This window comes from Methylomonas sp. TEB (genome assembly GCF_047777895.1).
GTDB lineage: Bacteria > Pseudomonadota > Gammaproteobacteria > Methylococcales > Methylomonadaceae > Methylomonas.
This window is the reverse complement of the sequence record NZ_CP180476.1, coordinates 1,342,058-1,365,804: the sequence shown is the minus strand read 5'-3', so window position 1 is coordinate 1,365,804 and position 23,747 is coordinate 1,342,058. Positions and strand designations below refer to the sequence as shown.

Annotated in this window: 22 protein-coding genes, 3 tRNA genes and 1 pseudogene; 9 read left to right on the top strand and 17 right to left on the bottom strand. The window is 52.9% G+C overall.

Translation table 11 applies throughout. The features are described from left to right. Positions 1-18: 18 nt before the first annotated feature. Positions 19-1,806 carry an alkaline phosphatase D family protein gene (locus tag ACMXD4_RS06205; RefSeq protein ID WP_415880170.1) on the bottom strand — a complete coding sequence of 596 codons (1,788 nt, stop codon included), beginning with the start codon at positions 1,804-1,806 and terminating at the stop codon, positions 19-21. A gap of 350 nt (positions 1,807-2,156) precedes the next feature. Here ACMXD4_RS06205 and ACMXD4_RS06200 point away from each other — a divergent pair, with 350 nt between their 5' ends. Beyond that, positions 2,157-2,807 (top strand): hypothetical protein, encoded by a 651-nt coding sequence (locus tag ACMXD4_RS06200; protein ID WP_415880169.1) that lies wholly within the window; start codon positions 2,157-2,159, stop codon positions 2,805-2,807. 314 nt (positions 2,808-3,121) lie between these two features. On the opposite strand, the gene eutC is transcribed toward ACMXD4_RS06200, so the two are convergent. Then, complete coding sequence (gene eutC, locus ACMXD4_RS06195; RefSeq protein WP_415880168.1) at positions 3,122-3,898, bottom strand: ethanolamine ammonia-lyase subunit EutC; 777 nt, start codon at positions 3,896-3,898, stop codon at positions 3,122-3,124. A 2-nt stretch (positions 3,899-3,900) separates the two neighbouring features. After that, positions 3,901-4,605: pseudogene (eutB, locus tag ACMXD4_RS06190) on the bottom strand (ethanolamine ammonia-lyase subunit EutB); the annotation flags it as partial. Between the two features lie 44 nt (positions 4,606-4,649). Between eutB (ACMXD4_RS06190) and ACMXD4_RS06185 the strand changes: the two are divergent. After that, positions 4,650-5,729, top strand: a complete 1,080-nt coding sequence (locus tag ACMXD4_RS06185) for an IS630 family transposase (protein ID WP_415878126.1) — start codon at positions 4,650-4,652, stop codon at positions 5,727-5,729. On the opposite strand, the gene eutB (ACMXD4_RS06180) is transcribed toward ACMXD4_RS06185, so the two are convergent. Beyond that, a complete protein-coding gene (eutB, locus tag ACMXD4_RS06180) occupies positions 5,701-6,408 on the bottom strand; it encodes an ethanolamine ammonia-lyase subunit EutB (RefSeq protein WP_415880167.1) in 708 nt (235 codons plus the stop codon). The two genes, ACMXD4_RS06185 and eutB (ACMXD4_RS06180), sit on opposite strands and share 29 nt — an antisense overlap. A gap of 196 nt (positions 6,409-6,604) precedes the next feature. Between eutB (ACMXD4_RS06180) and ACMXD4_RS06175 the strand changes: the two genes are divergently transcribed. From ACMXD4_RS06175 to ACMXD4_RS06160, 4 genes are all read left to right on the top strand, one after another. Beyond that, positions 6,605-8,050, top strand: coding sequence for a flavin monoamine oxidase family protein (locus ACMXD4_RS06175; RefSeq protein ID WP_415880166.1), 1,446 nt, complete (start codon positions 6,605-6,607; stop codon positions 8,048-8,050). A gap of 129 nt (positions 8,051-8,179) precedes the next feature. Next, the gene (locus tag ACMXD4_RS06170; RefSeq protein WP_033157920.1) at positions 8,180-8,809 is read left to right on the top strand and encodes a DUF47 domain-containing protein; all 630 of its coding nucleotides are present in this window, start codon (positions 8,180-8,182) and stop codon (positions 8,807-8,809) included. Positions 8,810-8,819: 10 nt separating this feature from the next. Next, positions 8,820-9,932 (top strand): inorganic phosphate transporter, encoded by a 1,113-nt coding sequence (locus ACMXD4_RS06165; RefSeq protein ID WP_033157921.1) that lies wholly within the window; start codon positions 8,820-8,822, stop codon positions 9,930-9,932. A 169-nt stretch (positions 9,933-10,101) separates the two neighbouring features. Then, complete coding sequence (locus tag ACMXD4_RS06160; protein WP_306790002.1) at positions 10,102-10,230, top strand: hypothetical protein; 129 nt, start codon at positions 10,102-10,104, stop codon at positions 10,228-10,230. Positions 10,231-10,388: 158 nt separating this feature from the next. On the opposite strand, the gene ACMXD4_RS06155 is transcribed toward ACMXD4_RS06160, so the two are convergent. From ACMXD4_RS06155 to ACMXD4_RS06095, 13 genes are all read right to left on the bottom strand, one after another. Beyond that, positions 10,389-10,946 (bottom strand): DUF2799 domain-containing protein, encoded by a 558-nt coding sequence (locus ACMXD4_RS06155; protein ID WP_165385930.1) that lies wholly within the window; start codon positions 10,944-10,946, stop codon positions 10,389-10,391. 646 nt (positions 10,947-11,592) lie between these two features. Next, positions 11,593-11,781: a hypothetical protein gene (locus ACMXD4_RS06150; protein WP_033157922.1), complete on the bottom strand. Its 189-nt coding sequence runs from the start codon at positions 11,779-11,781 to the stop codon at positions 11,593-11,595. A gap of 182 nt (positions 11,782-11,963) precedes the next feature. Continuing rightward, positions 11,964-13,895 carry an N-6 DNA methylase gene (locus ACMXD4_RS06145; protein ID WP_415880165.1) on the bottom strand — a complete coding sequence of 644 codons (1,932 nt, stop codon included), beginning with the start codon at positions 13,893-13,895 and terminating at the stop codon, positions 11,964-11,966. An 8-nt stretch (positions 13,896-13,903) separates the two neighbouring features. Beyond that, positions 13,904-14,290, bottom strand: coding sequence for a type II toxin-antitoxin system VapC family toxin (locus ACMXD4_RS06140; protein ID WP_205453637.1), 387 nt, complete (start codon positions 14,288-14,290; stop codon positions 13,904-13,906). Continuing rightward, positions 14,291-14,521 (bottom strand): hypothetical protein, encoded by a 231-nt coding sequence (locus ACMXD4_RS06135; protein ID WP_033157925.1) that lies wholly within the window; start codon positions 14,519-14,521, stop codon positions 14,291-14,293. It lies immediately after the preceding gene. 24 nt (positions 14,522-14,545) lie between these two features. Further along, complete coding sequence (dinD, locus tag ACMXD4_RS06130) at positions 14,546-15,403, bottom strand: DNA damage-inducible protein D (protein ID WP_319962892.1); 858 nt, start codon at positions 15,401-15,403, stop codon at positions 14,546-14,548. Beyond that, complete coding sequence (locus ACMXD4_RS06125; protein WP_415880164.1) at positions 15,400-16,521, bottom strand: restriction endonuclease subunit S; 1,122 nt, start codon at positions 16,519-16,521, stop codon at positions 15,400-15,402. The genes dinD and ACMXD4_RS06125 overlap by 4 nt, the downstream gene beginning before the upstream one ends. Continuing rightward, complete coding sequence (locus ACMXD4_RS06120) at positions 16,518-18,941, bottom strand: DEAD/DEAH box helicase family protein (RefSeq protein ID WP_415880163.1); 2,424 nt, start codon at positions 18,939-18,941, stop codon at positions 16,518-16,520. Before ACMXD4_RS06120 ends, ACMXD4_RS06125 begins: the two co-directional genes overlap by 4 nt. A 265-nt stretch (positions 18,942-19,206) precedes the next feature. Beyond that, positions 19,207-19,282, bottom strand: a tRNA-Asn gene (locus ACMXD4_RS06115). 23 nt (positions 19,283-19,305) lie between these two features. Continuing rightward, positions 19,306-19,382, bottom strand: a tRNA-Arg gene (locus tag ACMXD4_RS06110). Between the two features lie 56 nt (positions 19,383-19,438). Further along, positions 19,439-19,529, bottom strand: a tRNA-Ser gene (locus ACMXD4_RS06105). A gap of 10 nt (positions 19,530-19,539) precedes the next feature. Beyond that, a complete protein-coding gene (csrA, locus tag ACMXD4_RS06100; RefSeq protein WP_020482891.1) occupies positions 19,540-19,731 on the bottom strand; it encodes a carbon storage regulator CsrA in 192 nt (63 codons plus the stop codon). A 161-nt stretch (positions 19,732-19,892) separates the two neighbouring features. Beyond that, positions 19,893-20,084: a hypothetical protein gene (locus ACMXD4_RS06095; RefSeq protein ID WP_033157950.1), complete on the bottom strand. Its 192-nt coding sequence runs from the start codon at positions 20,082-20,084 to the stop codon at positions 19,893-19,895. A gap of 856 nt (positions 20,085-20,940) precedes the next feature. Here ACMXD4_RS06095 and ACMXD4_RS06090 point away from each other — a divergent pair. The 3 genes from ACMXD4_RS06090 (at position 20,941) to ACMXD4_RS06080 (ending at position 23,731) form a co-directional block, all read left to right on the top strand. After that, positions 20,941-21,282, top strand: coding sequence for a zinc ribbon domain-containing protein YjdM (locus ACMXD4_RS06090; protein WP_415880162.1), 342 nt, complete (start codon positions 20,941-20,943; stop codon positions 21,280-21,282). Positions 21,283-21,877: 595 nt separating this feature from the next. After that, a complete protein-coding gene (locus ACMXD4_RS06085; RefSeq protein WP_415880161.1) occupies positions 21,878-23,353 on the top strand; it encodes a NarK family nitrate/nitrite MFS transporter in 1,476 nt (491 codons plus the stop codon). 78 nt (positions 23,354-23,431) lie between these two features. Next, on the top strand, positions 23,432-23,731 hold the full coding sequence (locus ACMXD4_RS06080) for a hypothetical protein (RefSeq protein WP_415880160.1): 300 nt from the start codon (positions 23,432-23,434) through the stop codon (positions 23,729-23,731). Positions 23,732-23,747 lie beyond the last annotated feature (16 nt).

Here is a 23,747-nt window from a genome sequence, read left to right as displayed (position 1 = left end):
CCCCTGCCGCCCACTTAACTAGGCTTTTTTGCGTTTGCCAAACGCCAGACCCAATAAAGAGCTACCAAACAACCAGGCCGCGCCGGGAACCGGTACGGGTTGTACGGAGCTTGGCGTGATTCTGAACTGGCTGACGATTTGTGGCGTGCGGTTGACGATGCCGCTCAAATCGTTGGCAATATCGCCGACGTTGTAGGCGGAAATGCCATAGGTGGTGACCAGCAGTTGTTGAGTGACCTGATCGATTTCAAACTCGGTCCAGCCAAAGGTGTGCGTGGCGACGTAATCGCCTTGCAGCAATTCGGCCTGGATTTTGCCGTCGGCGCTAGCCAGATTGGCATCCAAGCCCAGCGGGTCGTAACCCAGCGGCGTCAAAGCGCCATTGGTTACCGACTTGATGAAACTGTCCTTGGCGGCAATGCTGGGCAATGTGTCGTAGAAGGCTTTTTGTTGCGGCGTCAATAAACCTACCGCGGCCGCCAATTGCGCGACTGTTGGGCCAAACGGCGCGTCATAGGCTACGGAACCGGTGGTGATTTCGAAGGCGTTGGTGGCTTTTTGCTCACCGAACGGTGTGAGTTGATAAGTCAGGTTATTCACCAAAGTACCGTGAATGTCGGCCGACAGGAACACCACGTTATCGATTTTGTTGTCGTCGATAAACTTCAGGATTTCGGTACGTTCGGCGGCATAGCCTTCAAAGCGGTCGCCAGCACCAACCACCCCCAGGTTTTGCATTGGCTCAGTGACAGCGATAAATTTCCAGGTGACGTCATTTTGCTCAGCTGACAGCAGATCGGCTTTCAGGTCGGCGATTTGCTGCTTGCCCAGCATGGTCCGGCTCGGGTCGAACGAGTTGGCCAAAAAGCCGCCAACCGAAGCTTGGCTTAAAGGATTCGCATCGGCTAGTTCTTTGTCGCGAAACGAGCGCGCATCCAACACCATCAAGGCCGCGTCATTGCCGAAGGTTTGGTTGCGGTACAACTTGACTTCGCCGGCCGTGCGAATGTCGCCGGTGGCGCCGTAAGTCTCGTTGCGCAGCGGATTGTATTCCTGAAAAGCCTGGATACCATTGTTGTACAAGGTACTGTCATTGATCCGAGTGCCGACCGGATCGGCATTGAAACGCGCGTCGGTGGCGACATCGGCGCCGCCGGCGAAGTCGTTGGTCACTTCGTGGTCGTCTATCGTGGCAAACACGGCGGTCGATTGGCGCAGATCGGCCAAGCCGTTCATGCCGCCCTTGGCGCTATACACTTCCGCGTGCTTGTTGCGGTAGTCGGCCAGGGATTGCGCTTGTTGTTGGCCGCCGTTGACGTTGGAGGCCACGTCGCCGTAAATGGTATCGCCCATCGCCACAAAAAAATCCAGGTTTCGCTGGCTGGCGTTTTTCACGGCCGGATACGGTAGTAATTCACCGCGCCAATCGCCGGATACACCAAAGCGCAGACCAGTGGTGTTACCCAATGCCGCAGCGGTTTTAAATTGGCCGCGGGCTATCGCACCAACGCTATCGATAGCACGATAGTAATAGGTAGTATCCGCGGACAAACCCGAGACATCCCATTTGACCGGCGCCAGCGGGTCATTCACGGTCTTAAAGCTGGAACCGACATTCTGCGTAAAAGCGCTATCGGTCGCGTACTGGAAATATAAATCACCGGCGGTATTGGACCTTCCCCACAGTACGGCGGAAGTTTGGCTGACGTCGCCCGCGGCCACGCCGTTGGGCAATGCCGCTTGCGCTTTACCGCCCAGAGCGACCAGCGTCGCGACGGCGGTTAATCGAACTACTTTGAATTTCATGAGGGTCTCCAAGGCTTTAAGACAAAAAACGTGAACGAGTCGGCAACGCCGGAGTCTAAAACCGCTCGGTGACAATTTGATGAATGGTGTGACGGCTCGATAACCTGGGGTGTTATCGATAACGGTAAACGAACTCGTGAAGGACGAATCAACGGTAAATCTGCCCGAACCGCTTACCAAAACAATCGTGGATTTTTAGAGACTCCCATAAACCATTCGGGTTTCAACTATACTTACGACACAACGCCGAGAACGCAATACCGGGCGTGAGGCCCGCCCGTTTGCCTACCGGGACAGCGGAAAGCGGGGCGCTTGCAATTGCCAAGAATCAAACTCTAGAGGGTACAACCATGCTGGTGGACGAAGGCGAAAAAATCAAGGTTCTAGTCAGAGAGTTCTTTAAAAAAGGCCATAAATCCAGTAACAAGCTTTACGACGTCGATCTTGCCGGTTCTGCCGTTTTGGCGAATATGAGCGCTAAAGGCATGACCCGATGGCTGGAAGCCGACGAGTCTGCCAAACACAGGCTGAATGGCGCCACGTCACACTTGGAGTTGGCCGAGAAATTGGTGAAGATGACTATTGCGGACCGCTCGGGCAACTGCGGAGAGATGGCAGCCTTGAGCGCTTATTACGCTAAGAAAATCTACAATATCAAGCGCGACTTACTCTATATCGGCATCGTTTACGGCAAAGGCGACCACGCTTTTTGTTTGGTTTCGCAGGAAGCGATCCCGGATACAGCACGTAAGTATGCGTCTACAGCCGATTTCACCAGCCGCAAGATCGCGCAATCCTGGCTAATCATCGACCCTTGGCTAAATACCGTTTGTTACGCATCCGACTATCTGACCAAAAGCGGCGAGAAGCTCGATCAATGGGCGACGGACGGCAAGCGCGTGTCCTGGCATGGTGGCTCTCAAGGCCCCGGTTGGTACGTGCCAAACGGCGAATACAAGACCGAGTTCGGCAAAGCACCGGTGTTTTTGGACCCTTTCTAGCCGCCCGCTCCAACTGCAATAGCGGCCAATTGCATTGCGACGAAAGCGCAGGTTCAGCGAGCTATGACAGCCCAATCGGCCAATCATCTCTCCGGCCATCATTGATCAAGTCTCGTCAAGTCGCCGGCTTGCGCCGAAATCAACACGTTATTGAGCGGCATCACCGGCCCTAAATCGGTTTAATTGGGCGGCATGCGACATGAAAGCGGCCATAAAATCTTCCGCCGATTCGAACAGAAAATGGCACATTGTGTCGACTGTCAGGATGCGGGAGCAGCTGCCGAGCCACTTTTGCCTTGGCGTAATCAACTGGTTCAGAGTTTGTTTAACAACTCCGCGCTGCCAATCTCGGTAAGCCACTGCGCCGGCATATCGTCTTTCAACGCTACCCCCGAAAAACCCAGTTGCAGCGCCTGCTTGCTCAAATAAACCAGTTTGGCAGCCGCGGCGCTGTAGCTCAGGCCGGCGGGCGGGCGAATATTGGAGATGCAGTTGCGTTCGGCGTCGGTGTTGCCGGCTTGCGGGGCGTAGGTGAGGTAAATCCCCAGGCTGTCAGCGGCGCTTAGACCGGGCCGCTCGCCGACGATGATGACAGCCAGGCGCGCGTTCAATAATCCACCGATTTCGTCGGCCAAGGCCACCCGGCCATTGGGCACCAAACACACCGGACCCAGGCGCAGGTTGCTGGCCCGGTAAGCGGCAGCGATGGCGCAGAGCAAGGGCAAGCCGTGCGTATCCAGGGCGGCGGACGACAAGCCATTGCTGACAATTAAGGCGACGTCGATTGAGGGTCGGCTGCGAGCCATCAGGTGTTCCCGGCTGGCCAGTGCCAGGCAACGCCCCCAATCGGGACGTTGCAGATACTGGGCGCGGCTGGCGACCGGCGTGGCAAGTACCAGCGGCTCCAAATCCAAGCTTTCCAAGCCTTCGGCAAATGTCACCACATCCCAAACTTGATGCACAGCATCCCGCGCGGCCGCGTGGGCCAATTGAAATTCCAATAGCGCTGCCGTCGGCAGACTACAACCGGCGCGGCCTTGGGCAATTCTGGCCTGGGTAAATTGCCGTAAGCTAATCCACGGATCGTTCATCGTTAAGCCCGCGGCAAGCCATGAAAGTTGGCCAGCAATGGTGTGGCGTTACGCGCCGCGGCCAAGCGGTTTTGACCATCGAAAATACCCATCCGCTCCAACCAAGCCTCGAACTCCGGCGCCGGCCGCAAGCCCAATACTTGTCGTAGATACAACGCATCGTGAAACGAAGTACTTTGATACGCCAGCATTACGTCGTCGGCACCGGGGATGCCCATGATAAAGTTGCAGCCGGCCACGCCCAGCAGCGTCAGCAGGGTATCCATATCGTTCTGATCGGCCTCGGCATGATTGGTGTAACAAATATCGCAGCCCATCGGCACGCCCAACAGCTTGCCGCAAAAATGATCCTCCAGACCGGCGCGGATAATTTGCTTGCCATCGTATAAATACTCCGGGCCAATGAAGCCGACCACGGTGTTGACCAGCAACGGATCGAACGCCCTGGCGACCGCATATGCCCGCGCTTCGCAGGTTTGCGCATCGATACCGTGATGCGCATTGGCGGATAAGGCGCTGCCCTGCCCGGTTTCGAAATACATCAACTGCTGGCCTGCACTCGCACGGCCCAAGTTTTCCGCCATGGCCTTCGCTTCGCGGAGCATTGCCAGATCGATACCGAAACTGCAATTGGCCGCTTCGGTACCGGCGATAGATTGAAACAGCAAATCCAGCGGCGCACCGCGCCGCATCAATTGCATGCTAGTGTAACGTCCCCGACAAATACTTATGAATGGTAGAATTGGTGGGTATGAGAACACCAAAGAAACTTGAGTTGAGCGAGCAAGACCGTACCCTGCTGAATCGGTGGGTGAAAAGTCGAGCCATAGGAGAGAAGCAGACGTTGCGGGCGCGAATCGTATTGATGACTGCCGACCGTCTGCCTTCGCAAACGATCATGGACACCTTGAAGATCAGTGGGCCGACGCTCAATTTGTGGCGTCGGCGCTTCGTGGACAGCGGTATTGACGGATTGAAAAAAGGCAAGACGCGGCCCTCGCGAGTGCCGCCGTTGTCGGTGGAGAAGGTGCAAGAAGTGTTGACGTTGACGATGACCGGCAAGCCGGCCCACGCAACACATTGGAGTTGCCGGACGCTGGCCGAGCAGGTCGGCATTTCACGCATGGCGGTGCATCGCATTTGGCGCGAGCACCAGCTGAAGCCGCATCGGGTCAAGGGCTTCAAGGTCTCGAACGACCCGCAGTTTGAAGCGAAGTTACGGGATGTGGTGGGGCTGTATCTGGAGCCGCCGGAGAAAGCCATCGTGTTTTCCGTGGATGAGAAAAGCCAGATCCAGGCACTGGATCGCACGCAGCCAGGTTTGCCGATGAAACCCGGCAAGAACGGAACGATGACGCATGACTACAAACGCCACGGCACCACAACCTTGTTCGCCGCCCTCAATGTTCATGAGGGCACGGTGATCGGCGAGTGCGTACCTAAGCACCGCAACGATGAGTTTCTGAAATTCTTGAAACTACTCGACCGCCGAACCGACAAGGAGTTGGCCGTCCATTTGATCGTCGACAACTATGCCACCCACAAACATCCCAACGTGAAAGCCTGGCTGGACAAGCATCCGCGCTTTCAGATGCACTTTACGCCGACGTCAGCGTCCTGGGTGAACTTGGTTGAACGATTCTTTCGTGACATCACCGAAGAACGTATCCGTCGCGGGGTATTTCGCAGTGTCGACGAACTAAAGCTGGCCATCATGCAGTACCTCGAACACCGCAATGCCCACCCAAAGCCGTACCAATGGACAGCTACTCCTGATGCCATCTTGGCGAAAGTCGACAAAGCTAAAGCAACGTTAGGGACGTTACACTAGTGGTCACGTGGGCCAGTACGCAAGACTGGGTGGGAATTTGGTATTGCGCAATGATCTCGTCCAGCAAGTTCAACAAGCTGTGGACGTTGTGCAAATTGTCGGTGGCGGGATTGATGCCGATCACCGCATCCCCGCTGCCGTAAAGCAAACCATCCAGAATGCTGGCGGCGATACCGCGCGGATCGTCGGTTGGATGATTGGGTTGCAGGCGGGTAGATAAGCGGCCCGGCAAGCCGATGGTGCTGCGAAAGCGGGTAACCACCCGGCAACGGCGCGCCACGGCAATCAAATCCTGGTTGCGCATGATTTTGCTGACCGCGGCCACCATTTCCGGCGTCAGCCCGGCCGAGATTGCCGCCAAATCGTTATCCTCGGTTAACAGCCAATCGCGAAATTCGCCCACGCTTAAATTCGCAATCGGCGCAAACCGCTGCGGATCATGGCGCTCCAGAATCAAGCGGGAAACTTCGTCTCGCTCCGGGGCCAGCAATGGCTCTTCGATAAATCGCCGCAAGGGTACCTCGGCCAAAACCTGCTGCGCGACCGCACGCTCGACTTCGGAATCCGCCGCCAAACCGGCCAATTCATCCGCTGCCCGGCGCGGCGTAGCCTTAGCCAACAAGACACGCAAATCGCGAAAATGAAAGCTTTTGCCGTGTGCGGTTGCGGAATATTTCATCAGTCGGGCAGCTTACGATGGGGTAAAACGCGAGAATACGACAAGTTTGTGACTATTATGTGACATAGCCGGTGGCGGACCTTTAGTTACCATCAAGTCATTTGCCTGCAATATTTGGCTCGTACCGTAGCGAGAATTCGCTGCCAATTCCAACGGCAAACGGCTGGCAACCCATAAACACGCAGAGGCGACGCCGATGACCACCCTATCCCTCAAGCAACTCAACCGTTCCATCTATTTCATTGCGTTGGCCCTGTCGCTAAGCCTGCGCTCCGTTACCTTAGCCGCCGAACCACTTAGCGCCGATGTGTTGATCGTCGGCGCCGGCCTGTCGGGTTTAAGTGCGGCCTATCATTTAAAGAAGGCCGGCAAAACTGCCGTGATTTTGGAAATGAGTCCGCGTGTTGGCGGCCGCATCCGCACCGCGGCTTACCCAGACGGCACGTATGCCGAAGTGGGTTTGGAAGAGTTTTGGGAAAATAACTCGGCTATCGAGATTTTCCGGGATTTGCATGTGCCGATGGAAACGGCTTACAGCAGTTTTTCCAGTTTTTATTACCAGGGCAAGCTGTATCCGTTTACGCAAAATACCAATCAGGAGTTTCTGGCATCGGTGTTGGATAGCGACGAATTGCAAGCCTATCAACGCTGGGACGCCAAAATGGCCGAGCTTTACCGGCAATTGGCTTTACGGCCTTTGCCCGAGGCGATGCTCGCGCTGCAAGAAATTTCCTTCGCCGACTGGATCGAAAGCACCAGCGGCCTGTCGCCCAAGGCCCAAGAGTTGGTGCGCATCGAAACCGAACCGGAATACGCCACCTCCTGGCGAAAAATCAGCGCGCTGGATGGCATTGCCGAATGGCATTATTTTTCCGGCGACGGTCTGGCGCCACGCCATGTAGTCGGCGGCAATCAACGCGCCGTGCGGGCGCTGGCCGATTTTATCGGCCGGGACCGCATCCTGCTGAACCAGCAGGTCACCCACATCACAACCACCGACAATAATGTGGAAGTACTTACGTCCGACCAAGGTAGCTTGCGGCAAAAGATATTCCGCGCCAAATACGTGATCACTGCCATTCCATTATTCCGGCTCAACGACATTCAGTTCAATCCGCCGTTGAGCGCCGAGCGAAAACAGGCGATACAAACTCAATCGGCCGGCGCCTACTTTACCGCGCACGTCACGGTGGATAAGGCCGCCAGCAGCTTCTGGACCCGCGACGGCGATAGTATATTGCCGATTATGACCGACAGTCCGCTGGGGGTGATTTATGAGGGTGGATCAAAATCCGGCGGAGATGCGCTGTTGAATTTATTAGTCAGCGGTGCCGACGCGGAGCGGTTTAACTCGCGGATGAGCGATCCAGATCAGATTCGCGAAGCTTTGCTGGCGGCGTTTGACAAACAGTGGCCGGGCTTCCGGGAGTCGGTCAAACGGATGAATTTTTACCATTACCATCCGCGCGCGATAGCATCATGGCCGGTCGGCCGGTCGCGCTTCGATAACCTGTCTGAGTCGTTAAGAAAACCGCAGGGCCGCGTCTATTTTGCCGGAGACTTTACCGAGGACAGCCACTCCAACGGCGCCAGCCAATCGGCAATACGCGCGGTTAAGGACATTTTGCAAAAACGCGATTAACCCGCGTTTGGCAGTTTAGCGCCGGATGACATCCGCTACGCATGCGGCCGGCAAATTGCCGACAGTTTCTGCACATGCCGCCACGCTGTTATACAATATGCAACAAAACCGTCACAATTAAGGTACACCATGTTCTCTCTACAAACCATCTTTGGCAAAGGCGATAAATTTTATGGATTGCTTGAAGCTAGTGCGGAATCGGCACACGCCTCGGCCAAAGCCTTGATAGAACTACTAAGCACACCCACCACCCAACAGTCACTAGAAAAATTTAAACAGGCGCGGCGCCGGGAAAAGAATTTATTCGGCCAAATCAGCGAGGAATTAGTCAATACCTTTGTGACCGTCCTGGACCGCGAGGATATCGAAGCCCTAAACGGCGCGCTGTATAAGATTCCGAAAGTCGTCGAAAAATTTGCCGAGCGTTATACGCTGGCATCGGAGCGGATCGGCGATGTCGATTTCAACAGCCGCGCTGTCATGCTGGAACAAGCCTGCCAAGTTTTGGAACAAATGGTTGGTCAACTGCGCAAAGGCATGGATTTGGACGAAGTCAAAAGACTCAACGATCAACTGCAAACGATTGAAGCGGAAGCCGACGAACAGATACTTGAGCTGTATCGCGACGTCTACGCCAACGAAACCGATCCGATCCGTTATCTAGTAAAAACCAATTTGTTCGAAATCCTGGAAAAAGCCATTGACCGCTGTCGCGATGCCGGCAACGTGGTTTACCACATCGTATTAAAAAATTCTTAGTGGCTCCGTCATGCTGACATTGCTTTTGCTGGTCATTCTGGCGGCGCTGATATTCGAGTTCGTCAACGGTTTCCACGACACGGCCAACTCGATTGCCACGGTAGTCGCCACCAAAGTATTAACCCCCACCCAGGCGGTGATCCTGGCTGCCGTGACCAATCTGGTCGGCGCCTTATCCGGCACCGCGGTAGCCAAAACCATTTCCTCAGGGCTGGTCGATACCGGCATGGTGACGATTACCTCCGAAGTGTTGATTTGCGCACTGACCGGGGCGATTATCTGGAATCTGATCACCTGGGCCTTGGGCCTGCCCTCTTCTTCCAGCCACGCCTTGATCGGCGGCTTATGCGGCGCGGCCCTGGCGGCGGGGCACAACAATCCCGATGTGTTGATATGGTCGAAAACCGCATTGGTGTGGACCGAAAACAAAGGCCTGCTCTGGAAAGTGGTGATTCCTATGATCAGCTCGCCGATTGCCGGCTTTACCTTGGGCATTTTGATCATGGGTTTGTTGATGGCAATCATCAGCGGCATGAATTCCGCCGGCGGTGTCATGGCGCAAATCTCGCGGCCGAGATGGATCAATGCGCTGTTCGGAAAAGCACAATTGCTATCGGCCGGTTATATGGGCTTTGCCCACGGCAGTAACGATGCACAAAAAACCATGGGCATCATTGCACTGGCCATTTTTGCGGCCAATAACGCCGGCACGCTCGATCAGTTGCCCAGTTGGGCGGAGTTCCTACGTCCGGACGGCGGCGAAAAGGACATCGACACCTGGATCGTGTTCAGTTGCGCCTTGATCATGGCGCTCGGCACGTCGGTAGGCGGCTGGCGCATTATCAAAACCCTTGGCCACAAAATGGTCAAACTGCACCCAATCAACGGCTTCGCGGCGGAAACCAGCTCCGCAACCATTCTATTGGCCGCCGCACATTTCGGCATGCCGGTTTCCACCACGCATAGTATCTCTACAGCAATCATGGGTGTCGGTTTTGCCAAAAATCCCTATACCCTGAAACTTTCCGTGATCGAACGGATTGTTTGGGCTTGGGTTCTGACGATTCCCGCCGCCGGCGGCATAGCCTGGGGCATGGTGAGTTTATTGCCGCTGTTGCAGTAAGCCGCTAATTTGACTATCAGCTTCATCATTGACTATGCAAATTCCCAGGGTAGTCTGTATGGCGAGGGAAGCTAATGTTGTAAAAACCTTATTCTTGTAGCCCGTCCAAAAAATCATTAGTCACCCCACTGAAGTAACAAGGCTTTTTCCTAAACGAAAGGTGGCTGAAATGATGAGAGAAATACTGGAAGTCGTAATGCTGTTGGGCTTGATGGGGGGCCTGTTTTTCGTTAAACACGAGTTTGAGAAAGACAAGCAGGAAAGACTAAGCAGCGGCAAACCCGAACCGAGAGAATGAGTTAAAGGCAAAGACGCTGCCAGGCAAGTTAAAGGCAGCGTTAATTCAAAAAATTATCAATCCCGAGCTTGCCTAACAGATACCGCGTTTTGCTGGCGCCGTATCTGTGCTTAATCCGGATACTTGCAACGAATCCTCCCGGAATCCCAAGAAGCCACTCAGCGATAAGACTGAGACTCATGGCGGAACTCGTTGAGTTGCCGTTCGTGGTAGTAAAGATCATCCCGAGCCCGGTCTCGGTTACGCCGCAGTTGACTTATATCGTTACGAATTCTGGCCCGGTCTTTGTCGTTTAGTTTGTTATCCCCCAAGCTGATTTCTTTGCTGGAAAGTTCGTTATCTATCCTATCCAGTTCGGCGCGTTCTCTATGTACAGCGTAAGCCGCTGCGTGGTAACGGCTGAATACACCATCAATCGATGGCGGGCAAACATGGCGGTAATCATGTCCTTGCAACCCCACTTCAAAAGCGTTATCGATACGACAGTATTCTCTTATACCCTGTTCGCGGCCAGCAAAATACTGCGAATCATTCACCGCCACACCGTATTCGGAGCATGCCTTTCGGTGTTCGCTCAACCGCTCACTCGCCTCTCCAGAACGGCCGTCTTGAACCCCTAAACCAAACCAATCACCCCGCTTGCAGTCTTGTTGGCTAAGCGTTGCACAGCCGGTAAAAAACACAACACATAAATACCCCGTTAAGCGCTTCACCATGATTTTGTCTTCCCAATAAAGATTCACCGCACCGCCAGAACAGCCGCAATGGCTTGAAGCCCCAGGTATCCTGAAACTGAACTGGAATCGCTGGAAATTATAGTCAACATTGAAAATTAGACGAACAGATGCCGGCCCACGGCAAAAATCGATTCAGGCCAAATGCCAATGACTACTACCGGGAAAGTTGGGATGGCTAAGCCAGTCAAACCATTAACTGAAAGCCCTAAAGACCGCGAATTTAGAACTGCAACACGCCATGGCTTCTACGTGATGTGCAGAAGCTGTCCAGCGTGCGATAAGAGATTACTTCCAACGGCGGTTGAATGTCCGACCATAAATAGATAAGCGTAATCGATGGAGCGTGATCATTACGACGCCGGATTCATCGCGATGGCAACCGAATCCAGGGTGCGTAAGATCTTCAAAAAAAACATGGTAACGTTTAAGTTGCAGCTCTGCCGTCATCGTATTTCTGAACCTATTGTGCTGTGAAGACGCAGCCACTATAGGCCTAAAAATAAAGGATTTTTTGATCTACAACAATCATTAGCGTAATCCTATACCTACGCGACAGCCAATCCAAAACCGGGCGCTTTACTTCTGGCGTGAGCATGGCCGATGACCGTAGAGCTTTGAGATCGTTCTAATGAGAAGCCCAGTGCTGGCGAATAGTGTCCGCATGTGCCATCAAATCATTAAACGCTTGTACACAATCTCGATGGTAAGGATGTCTTTTGTTATTCACCGGGTGGCTCAGGTCTTCCATCAATTCGTTAACCACTTGTTCAATCTCCAAAAGCTCCATCGGCTTCTTATTGAAAAATTCGCTCATTTTCCTGACTCATATTTTTATTTATTTGAAGCTTTAGCTTACAAATACCTTATGACATCAATGTGACAAAAAGCGAGTTCAACAGCATTTACAAGAATTCCTAGCACTTGAGCAAAATGCATAAGTCCTTCGTTCGATGTTACAAACCCAGATTATTACCATGCATTCGGAACGACACAGCGTTAGATCATGGCTGCTAAATTCGCCATAGCCCGCGCGACTATCTCGCCTTGATGATTGATGTTGTCGATAATCTGCTGCACGGTACGGGTATCAATAACGGCTTTGGCATGCGGATTCACAGCTTTCAGGTCGAAAACGGCGGCGTCGATGTCGCTGGCTTTGGCCTGGGCTTCGCGGATGGCTTTTTCCTTGGTTTTAATCGCATCTTCCGCGGCGGCGATTTTGTCCTTGCCGGCTTTGTCGCGTTTCAATGCCTTCAAGGTTTCCCGTAACGGCAATAGTTCTTCGGTTAGCCGGTTGGCTTCGTCGATAAAGGGCTGTAGGTCTGCGCGGGCTTTGGCGCGGCGGGCGGCGAAATCGACCGTCCAGGAAAAATCGCTGTCGGCTTCCGGCGTGCCGTGTTTCGCCAGCAAACGGGCAAACGACGGGAAGAGCTTGTCTTTATTTTCTTCCACCGCCAGCCAGTCGGCCGTCAGTGTGGACGGCAATTCGGCATCGCTCAATAGACCGCCGTGTCGATCAAAACCGAAATGCGCCAACGTCATCGGCGACTTTTTACCGACTTTGACTTGCGACAAATCGTAATACCAAATGCGCTCGGTTTTGCTGCCTTTGCGGAAAAACAGCAGGTTGGTTTTAACGCCCGCGCCGGCCGTCGAAAACACCCCACCCGGCAAACTGACGATGCACCACAAATCGCATTCATCCACCAATTTGCGTTTGGTTTCCACGAAGGCGCTTTCGTTGGTGCGAAACAGCAAACCCTCGTCCAGCACGATACCGCAGCGCCCGCCCGGCTTACCGTCCAGCGGCGCTTTCAATTCGTCCAGGATATGCTGCACAAACAACACTTGCGTGGAGCCGGTTTCAAAATCGTAGTTTTTCTGCGCGTCCGAGCCTTCCTTGCCGCCAAACGGCGGATTGGTCAGGATCACATCAAACGTCGCCGGCGCTTGCTCGAATAAACCGTCGTAGGTTTGTTTAGCAGTCAGCGTGTTGCCGTGCCAGAGATTGGGCTGATCGATGCCGTGCAAAATCAAATTGGCTAAGGCGATGGGGAATACCAGATTTTCCTTTTCCCGGCCGAAAAACGTATCGTGCTTCAGCGTTTCCAACACCGTCGAGGCCGGCGACTGCCCCAGTTGATGCGCGATATGCTCATAAGCCACCGCCAAAAAGCCGCCGGTGCCGCAACACGGGTCATAAACCGTTTCGCCCGGCTGCGGATCGAGCACATTCACCATCGCCCGTATCACTTCGCGCGGCGTAAAAAACTGGCCGCCGTCCGAGTTCTTTTCGCCCATTTTCAGCAGCAAGTCTTCATAGACCTGCGACAGGGTAAAGAAATGGGTGTCGTCGATATGATCGATATGGATTTCATGCACCTTGTCGAAAATGTCGCACAGATTGGTTTCGCTATCCACGCGCACCTTTTCCACCGCCGTCATGATGCGGCCAATCACGCGCTGCTTCGGGCTGGCGCCGGCGTTAGGTAGTTGAGTACGCGGATCGACATCCAGCCGATGCAGATGCGGCAGCAATTGGTTATTGATGAAATCGAACAGACTGCCTTCACCGGCTTCGAACAAGGCTTGCCGCTTCCAACCAAACCGATAACCTTCCGGCGTTTTCGGCGCGTCCGGCTTCTCGGAATACGGCGCCGCCCAATCCTGCCAGCGATACGGCTCCCGCAAGGCCGGCGAATAGTCGTTGCCCAAGGCTTCGGCTTGTTCCAGGGCTTTCTGCTCCTGGGCATCGAGAATGCGCAAAAACAGAATCCAGGTCAGTTCCGGCACATATTGCAAAGCGCTGGCGCAATTGGAACGACGCATTACGTCGCAAATGGCTTTGACGAAAGACGACAGGGATTGTGTCGAGGCGATGGCTTTGGGGGCTTTTGCGCGGCGTGCCGATTTAACTTTTTCAAGCATGTTTTTTCTCACCACAACGTCGCGACGGGATACTGGCTAATCAGACCATCGGCAGTCAAAATGACCAAATCATGTGCCATCGCTTGGCATATCAACATGCGATCAAAAGGATCGCGGTGTAAGGTTGGCAAGCGACTTAATTGGAAAACGGCCTTTTCATCGAGCGGCAAATAATCGATCAAATGGTCGCGGCATTGTTGGCGAACAAACGCTTCGGGTGCCAGAGGTAGTGGCAACTTTCCCAACTGATGCTTGACCAACACTTCCCAAATCGACACGCTACTTAACAACACCGTGTTATCAGGATCTTGAAACACGGTCTTGGCCTTTTCGCTCAATGCCGCGTCATCGCTGGCCAACCAGAGAAAAGCACAGGTATCCAATAAAACGTTCACTTAGCGCCCTTCAAATTCATCCAGCAAATCCGCTGGTAACGGTGCAAAAAAACTATCCGGCACTTTAAAACTGGCTTTGGCCAGGCCTATGGGACGTCGTTGTCCGGTAGCGGCAGGCTGCGATGCTTCTCGCTCCAAACCCAGGCGAAAGTAATGCACCAAATCGTAAATCTCGCCCAGCTTATCGCTGGGAATTTGTTTGATTTCTTCAATCAGCTGTTGTTGCAACATAATTTCTATCCTCATAGATTCAAATTACTCATTAGTATCGTCGGACTTGATCAGTTTCTTCCGCGCCGATTCAATTTGTTTAATACTTTTTCCCGGCGTAGGTAGTGATTCCGGCATTGTCCCGCCCAAATCCTTAATGGTCTGACGGACTTTTTTACCAACTTCCAAGTGCGTTTGGTTGGCCTGCCGTTTACCTTTGACTTGGTCGCGTTTCAGTTTTTCTTCGGTTTGGGTGGCGCGAAACAAGTTTGCGGCCAATTCGGTGCTACCCATGTGATCCAGAATTTTCTGGCTTTTTTTCAAACCTTTACGAGCGTGAATATCCTTGGCCGCCAACCCACCATACAAGCCGCGATAGCCATGATCCTGAAAAATGGCGTAATCCAGCGATGTTTCCACCCCGGCATCCTTAGCCGCGGCGGCCAGATGTTTGTTATGTAAAGCAAGCTCATTACGAATGGCCAAACGTTTTTCATCTTCGGAAAGCCGGGCGAACTGTTCGTCATCCGCCAATTCCTGCCGCCGAGTCTGCATGGCAAAATAAGTTTGGCCATTGGCAATCACCGGCTTGCTGGGGTCGCCGTTTTGCACCACCAGATAGCAGGCATAGCGTGATAAGCGTACATCCGCTACTTCCCGTTTTGCGCCAGAGCCGATTTCGACCATTGTGAGGACATCCTCAATATGGTCGGCAACGTCTTGCCCGCTATTCCTACAAGCTTCCTTGGCGCGTTCTAAAACCGGCAAGAAATGACGATATTGTGAATATTCCAACACAACAGCCAGTTGACGAGCATGCCAATACTCATTGCCGTCGTCATCCAAGTGACGAATGCTCTCGAAGGTTGCGTGGTGCTGTTCGGCGATATGTTTGGTGGTCATGCCGATCTCCTTTTGGGATTAAAATCAAATGCTGTGGCCAGCAGCCGTTCCGGGATTTTATTCAAGTCGTCGAGCTGTTGTTTAATGGCCGCCTTGACCGGTTGCAATTGTTTCAGCGCAGCGGATATTCGGACTTGCTCGGAATATGGTGGCAGTTGAATGAAGCCTTCTGCAAGGCGATTAAACAACATCCGTTCGCGCACTGCACCGCGCGCCAGCGAATTGATGCACTGCACACCGTAAGGCGAACGTAGCCAGTAATAAAACCAGCGGGAGTCGACTATTCCCGGCTTGCCCTGCAACGCCACGTAATCCGGGCTGGTGATGCCGGGTTGATCGCCGTCATCGACAAAGGCAATCGAGCCGATCAGGATACGCATTGGATTGTAAAACACGGTGCCGGAGAAAACCGGTTTATAACGTTGCGGTTGTTTGCCCGGCGGCTCCTTGGCCGGGGCCAAGCCGTCACGAGTTGCACCCAATACCGGGTAATCGGCCCAACATTCACCAATGCCCTTTTTCACTTCATCCAGAACATCACCTAACGGGCATTCGCTAACCTTGGAATGCTCAATGCTTTGGCGAATATAGGCATTGGCAAGTTTGACAATTTCTTGCTGTTTAATTTCTAAAGCCTGCCGCGCGGTTTCGACTTCGGCGAGTTGGGTTTTGAGTTTGGCGGCGATTTGACGCTGTGTATCTAAACCAGGCAAAGATAACTTGACCGCTCCAAGCGTAAGAGACGAGAGATGCTTTACAGTCGTCGAAGGGGTTTTGTCTTCAATTTCTTTCAAGTCTTGATCAATGCGATACAGCAAAAAATCAGAATCGAGTTTTTCGGGCTTCGGCACCAATCGACAAACTCTTTGATTTAATAAGGCATCATATCCTGACCACTTATATATCCTGAACTCGCCGTCCATCCCAACCAAAAGATCTCCAGCTTTGACGATATAGCTTTTGTCAAAATCACCGAAAAACCTTAGCGAACAGACGTTTGCCTTTAAGTCTCGAATTCTGATAAGAGGCATTCCCTGTGTTTCTGAAAATTTGCTACTGTCAAACGCATAGCCATTTTGAATTTGACAAACCTCTAAAAGCTCGAATTCAGACCTCATACCCCAAACAACCTTGCCTTAGCCTGCAAAATCACCTCCGCCGGTTTCCCCAATTTTTTCAACGCCGCCAAACCACCCGCCTGCTGGATTTCCGGCACGTCCCACAGCGCCGGCGTTTCCAAAGCTTCGGTGCCGCCCAGCGCAAATTGCTGACCAAAGCCGCGCAACACCATGGCGCTGTCGCTTGGCATGGCGTCGAACCAGGCTTGATTGCTGTCGATATACGCCTGACCGCGTTGCGGCTGCTTCAAGGCTTGGGCGCGGTAGCCGTGGTGGGCGAAGATGTCGTAATAGTCAAAATCCTGCATGTCTTCCAGTTCGCGCAGTACTTCCGGCGAGTAATGGTCGCCCAGCAGATGGTCTATCAATTGCCGGCGTTTTTTGGCTTCTATCCACAATTGGCGAAACTGGTTGAGGTCGTGCGCTTCGCTCACCACGCGCTGCAGGATTTCCCGGCGGTATTCGTCGCTGGGGATTTGCACGTCGCGGCCGTCGCGGCGGGTCAGAATGTAACGGCCTTGCGGGGTGACACTGACGTATTGGCCTTTGATCTCTGCTACCGAGGGTTGATGGCCTTGTCCGCCATCGCCCTCATCACCGCCGTCGTCATCCTCGTCATCTTCATCATCGCCGCCCGGCTTTTGCTTTTTGCCCGAGCTGTTCGCGGTGATGAAATCGGTGCCGAATAAGTCGGTGACGCCGGTGTAGTCGTAAAGCCAAAATTTGTATTTTTGGGTGTCTTCGTCGATGCGGGTGCCGCGTCCGACCATTTGGTAAAACAAGATGCTGGATTCCAGGTAGCGGAAGAACACCACGGCATTGAGGCGTTCGATGTCGACGCCGGTTGCCAGCAGATCGACCGTGCAGGCGATGAAAGCCCGTTCGCCGGAGCCGCGCATGGGCTGGATCAGGTCGCGGCCGCCTTTGTTGGTGCATTTAAAGGCGTACAGGTCTTTCGGGGTTTTGCCGTGCTGTTTGCACCATCGGCTGTACAGGTTGTTCATCTGTTGCACGACGCGATCAGCATGAATGTCGCGGGTGCAGAAAATAATCACTTTTTGCTCGGGGCCGCCGTGGCGGCAGAGCTGCTCGAACAAGTCTGCGCACATCGCAGGAGTGCGCAGCTCGATAAAGATTTCGTCGTCAAAGTCTTTGGCGGTGTAGAGGTCTTTTTTTAAATCCGTCTCGCAAATGGGTTTGCCGGTGCGAAGGTCGGTGGGCTTGAGGTCGAGTATTTGTTGCCTGGTATAGGTGATGTTATCGATGCTGGCCTGGCGTTTGACGATTTCGCAGGCGGCGAGGTAGCCGTCTTCTTGCGCTTGAATCAAGGTGTATTCGTAGACCGGTTCGCCGAAGTATTTGAGATTGTTGGCGGTGATGGCGGCATCGTCGGCGGTTTGCTGTTTGGATTCGCGCAACTGGCGCGGCGTGGCGGTCAAGCCGATTTGCACTGCGTTAGGATTACGCAGCAAGACTTCCGACCAACGGCCCCAGGCGGAGCGATGGCATTCGTCAATGATGATGACGCTGAAGGCGTCGGGCGGATAGTGATCGGTTAAAAAACTGCTGGCGCCGGATTCTTCGTCATCCAAACCCAAGGTTTGATAGGTGGCGATATGCACGCGGGCGTTTTTGGCGGCGTTTTGTCCGCTGGCGGTTTCGACGATGCGGGCGCTATCGCCAAAGGCCGCTTTCAGTTTGTTATAGCCTTGAGTACGCAGTTCGTCGCGGTCGCACAAAAATAATGCGGGTTTGGTCAGGCGTTGGGCTTGTTGCAGGCGCCACAGCAAGTTGGCGGCAATCACCGTTTTACCGGCGCCGGTGGCCAGTGCCAGCAAAACACGACACGGCTTTTGTGCCCGTTCGCAATGCAGGATCTTCTCGAACACGGCGCGAATCGCGGCATCCTGGTAATAGCGGCTCTTGGGATAGGCTTTGCTGTCGGCGGTGAATAACAGCGCCGCTTCCGGTTTATGCAGGTCGATGCCGGTGTCGTTGAGGTAGCGCTGGGTTAGCGCGGTGTGCGTTGGAAAGTGTTCTTTGAACGCATGCGGCCCGGTTTGCAAGCCGGTAGTTTTATCGAATTCACCATAACGATGGCCGTTGGTGGCAAATACGTATTGCACATGAAAGCGGCTGCATTCCGCGTAGGCCTTGGCTTGCTGCATGCCTTGCAGCGGGTCGGCCTCTTCCTTTTTGGCTTCCAGCACACCGACGGGTAGCTGTTTGGTGGCATCGGGCGTTTGTACGCAAAGTAGATAATCAGTGCGACCGCCGCCGGGGCGTCTGCGGCCTTTGTGGCCGATGGCTTCCACCGGTGCAGGTGTTTCCAATTTTAGCTTGCCGGCGTCGTCGTAGCCTTTATCGCGCAGAACGGGATCGATTAACCAATAACGGGTTTCAGCTTCGTTGTAGCTCATTTTTGGTGACTTTCCCTATCTTAGAATTAATTGGAAACGGCGTCCGATGGGCAATAGTCTATCAAACCCATTAAAAAATCCTTGCCCTGGATTTTATCAGTAGGTCGATTTCAACTTGAATGGGTTGCTCATCTAATTCCAAACCGAATTTGGATATTCGAATCAGATAGACAGAACTGGATGAAGCTAGACGCCCCTCGGATCAGCGGAGGGCCGGCGCGGGCAAAAAAAAAGCCCCACATTTACATGTGAGGCCTTAATTATTTGGCTCCCCCGGACGGGCTCGAACCGCCGACCTAGTGATTAACAGTCACCCGCTCTACCGACTGAGCTACAGGGGATTAATTTCGGTAATTTACTCAAATGGCGCGCCCGGAGAGATTCGAACTCCCGACCGCACGGTTCGTAGCCGTGTACTCTATCCAGCTGAGCTACGGGCGCTTATCTGAGCCGCTTATTGTCTTATTTTTGTTATTCTTTGTCAAACTTAAATTTAGTGGCGGAGAGAGAGGGATTCGAACCCTCGATGCGCTTTTGGCACATACTCCCTTAGCAGGGGAGCGCCTTCGGCCTCTCGGCCATCTCTCCTATAACTTACTCAGCCTTCCGTACTCCCTGCTTCAGACTGCTCTTTCTTAATTCTCTCGTAGATTTCTTCCCTATGAACAGATATATCTTTTGGTGCGTTTACGCCAATTCTAACTTGATTTCCTTTTACCCCGAGAACTGTAACAGTCACATCGTCACCAATCATCAAGGTCTCTCCTACTCTACGAGTCAAGATAAGCATACTATCTCCCTACACTATTAATGCGCTTTGTTACTGCAACATACTCGAACCGACGATTATATCCGTTTTTGAGAAAAAATAAAGATATATTTGCTAGCCATAAAGAAAAGCATACGAACAGCTAGAACGTCAGAATAAACAAATCCGTGCGTTTTTCTGAGCTATCCCTTAGACAACCACTCATGGCGCATTGCATCCAGACTTTGCATCAACTCATCTAATGCTTTAACCGATTCCTTGTGCAAAGGATGAGCATGATTGTGAACCGGGTGCTTGGTGTCGTTCATTAGTTCATCAATGAAACGCTCTGCCTCCATAATATCTTGTGGAAGCGAATCTGATTTTTCGGCCATCTGAAATAACAAACAGGTTTATGGTAATTGGCGCATAAAAAAGCCCACGATTAAGTGGGCTTCGTCCGGTGTTATTTTATGTTTTTTGGACGCCTGATATCTGTGATAGCAGGTTAATAGCTTGCGCTTTTATTATTGTTGTACCGTTACACGGTCGCATTCCCTCCCCCAATAGATACGAAGCTTTTCGGCTCGTATTGACCTTAGTCAAGGTGGGCGCATTCTAGTGTACTTAAATCGCTTTGTCCAGAAAAAGTGCGACGATTTGTCGCAACCTTAAAACACCGACATATCAAGGCTTTCGGCAATGGGCCAAGCAGATGCGTTTTTACCGTTATCATTCTCCGCACCGTCACCTTCTGACTGGTCGGCCAGTCGCGTTTCGATGAGTTCTGGTTCCGCAAAAAAAGCAACATAGCTTGCATCCGGCTTCCCAACACTAAATCCGCGCGAGATACCAATAATTCCTAAAGCCGGGTTATGATTTGTCGTCGAATCTCGGTATTAAGCAAAGTACATATTCGACTACACAAAGCCAGCGGGTTCCAATACCGGACTGAACGTCCGGATACTCGTCGCTTTAGCTTAATCCCCAGGATTCGTCATTCCAGAAAATGGCAGCCGCTAGACCGAGCAGCGAACTCGTTACAGTCGCTTGCTTTATAAATCAACCTTTCAGCCGGGTGCCGGAAAGGTTGATAGCCAAACCTAAAATAGCTCGAAAATAGTGATCACTGCCTGTCGATGCTCTTATCCCGGCTGGCATGATGGAGTTTATGATTTAAAGGATGCGGCTAATCTGGATTTTTTACACTAAACCTGCTGTCTCGCAGCTAATCAAAACAACGGAACAACCATGAACGATTTACCTAACTGTCCAAAATGCGGCTCTGAATACACTTATAACGACGGCACCATGAACATTTGCCCGGACTGCGCTCACGAATGGTCGGCCGATGCCGTCGGTGACAGCGACGAGGAGACGAAAGTAGTCAAGGACGCCAACGGCAACCTGCTGCAAGACGGCGACACCGTCACCGTGATTAAAGACCTGAAAGTGAAAGGCTCTTCACTCGTTGTCAAAGTCGGCACCCGAGTTAAAAACATCCGCCTGGTGGACGGCGACCACGATATCGACTGCAAAATCGATGGCATCGGCGCGATGAAGTTGAAATCGGAATTTGTGAAAAAAGTCTGATCCCACCGACTAACCGCAAACCACAGGTGGTTCCATTAACCCGACCCTAAAATGCTGTTCGCCTCAACGCCTTGAGGGTACTGAGTTTAACCAGCCCGGGCTTCGACGAGCTCAGCCCGAGCGGAATACCCCTCGTAAAAAGGGCCGGGTTGCTAAGCTGATTGAACACCAGCCACTCGCGACTCACAGACACCCGCCGAAGCGGCCTGAACCCACTTCGGCATTTTGATACTCGGAGCCAAACCCCTCCACGATTAGGGTCTGCAAAACTGCTTCGCCGGCTCATTCCGCATTCCAGACAACAACCGGATTGAATACTTTCACATAATGGGTGCTATCATATAGCCCGTGCAACGCTGCACCTTCTGCTCCCTTCAACAACGACGTTGAAAATAGGCTGATCAACTTCAGCCAAGCTGTTTATTCGTCTGTTGTGCCTTGCCTTCGCTCGTTTCAGGACACCCACACTTCATGAGTAAATAAGCCCTTTTCAAGGGGAGCAATAGCTTGTACACACAAGCTACTTGATACGAATTTCCGACGCTCGATCCGGCCAGCGGAATTCATTTTATCCTCCACTTTTCAAAGGTAAGTTATGTCCTCGAGCAAACTCAATCTTTTTAGCTTTACCGGCAAAATGCAGATTTTGCACATGAGCTGGCTGGCGTTTTTCATCAGCTTTGTGGTGTGGTTCAACCATGCACCGCTGATGTTGGCGATTGCCGAGAGCCTTAAACTCAGCCAAGCCGAAATTAAAACCATCCTGATATTAAACGTGGCGTTGACCATCCCTTCGCGGATTGCCATCGGTATTTTGGTGGATAAATTTGGCCCCAAACGCACCTACTCTACGTTATTGGCGATCAGCAGCATTCCCTGCTTCATGTTTGCCGCCGCCGACGACTTCCAGCAATTGGCCCTGGCGAGATTTTTAATGGGTTTCGTCGGCGCCGGCTTTGTCATCGGCATCCGGATGGTCGGCGAGTGGTTCCCGGCCAGACAACTGGGTGTTGCCGAAGGCATCTACGGCGGTTGGGGTAATTTCGGCTCAGCCGCTGCGGCCATCGCCTTACCATCATTGGCCTTGGCATTCGGCGGCGAAAACGGCTGGCGCTATGCGATTGCCTGCACCGGCATCGTGGCTTTGCTCTATTCAGTGATTTATTTTTTCAGCGTCAGCGATACACCCAAAGGTTCGACGTATTTCAAACCCAAGAAAGCCGGCGCCATGGAAGTCACCAGCATCTGGGATCTGTTCTTCTACATCCTGATGACCATTCCCTTGTATGCAGCGTTAAGCTTGCTGACCTGGAAACTGTCGCCAACCGGCATGCAGCTGTTATCCGGTGACACTACCATCGGCCTTTACGTCGGGATCTGGCTATTGTTTCTCTACAACTTGTACAAAATCGTGCACGTTAATCAGGAACATCTCACCCAACCCATTGAACCGATACACCAATACAAGTTTAAGCAAGTCGCCATTCTGGATCTGGCATACCTGGTGACCTTCGGCTCCGAACTCGCCGTCGTGTCGATGCTGCCGCTGTTTTTCCACGAAACCTTCAAGCACACCGGCATTACCCCGGTGCAAGCCGGCCTATTGGCATCCAGCTTCGCGTTCATGAATCTGGTCGCCCGGCCTGGCGGTGGCTGGCTGAGCGATAAGTACGGTCGCAAATTGTCGTTGAGCGTTTGCGTAATCGGTTGCGCACTGGGCTATGCCGCTATGTCGCAAATCAATTCGGCATGGCCGATTGCCCTGGCGTTTGCCGTGACCTTCTTATGCTCATTTTTCGTCCAGGCCGGATGCGGCGCCGTCTACGCGATGGTGCCCTTGATCAAGCGCCGCATGACCGGGCAAATTGCCGGCATGGTAGGCGCTTACGGCAATGTGGGCGGCGTTACCTTTCTAACAGTCTTGTCGTTCGTCACACCGGAAGCCTTTTTTCTGACCATCGCCGGTACGGCTGTCGTGGTTGCACTGGCGGTGCAATTTATCGAGGAACCCGCCGGCCACATGGCAGAAGTCATGGAAGACGGCACCGTGGCCATGATCGAAGTGGTTTAACCGGCAAAGCATTCCGGCGTCATCCGCCGAAGTATCGTTTCAGTAATTTTTAATATTGAGTTATTTAGAGGAATACCCATGATCGAAGCATTATTAGCCGTCCTAGCCTTGACTTTAATTGTTTGCTGGCGCGGCGTTTGCCAGGCATCCGGCGGCGAACGCCACGCAACGCAACAACTCCCCCAATCCACAAGCCACCCTTTTTTGCCGGAAGACGCCATTCTGAGGCGGCATGTCATTTCCCTGGTCCACCACGAAATCGAAGCCACCCTACCCCCGCGTCCCAGCGACTCTGTGTTACTGCGCCATCACCAGGCTTTGCTGATGAGTAAACTGGACCAGCGCCTGGCGGAATTAGGCCATTACCGCGCCTGCTAAGCCACGCAACATCCGT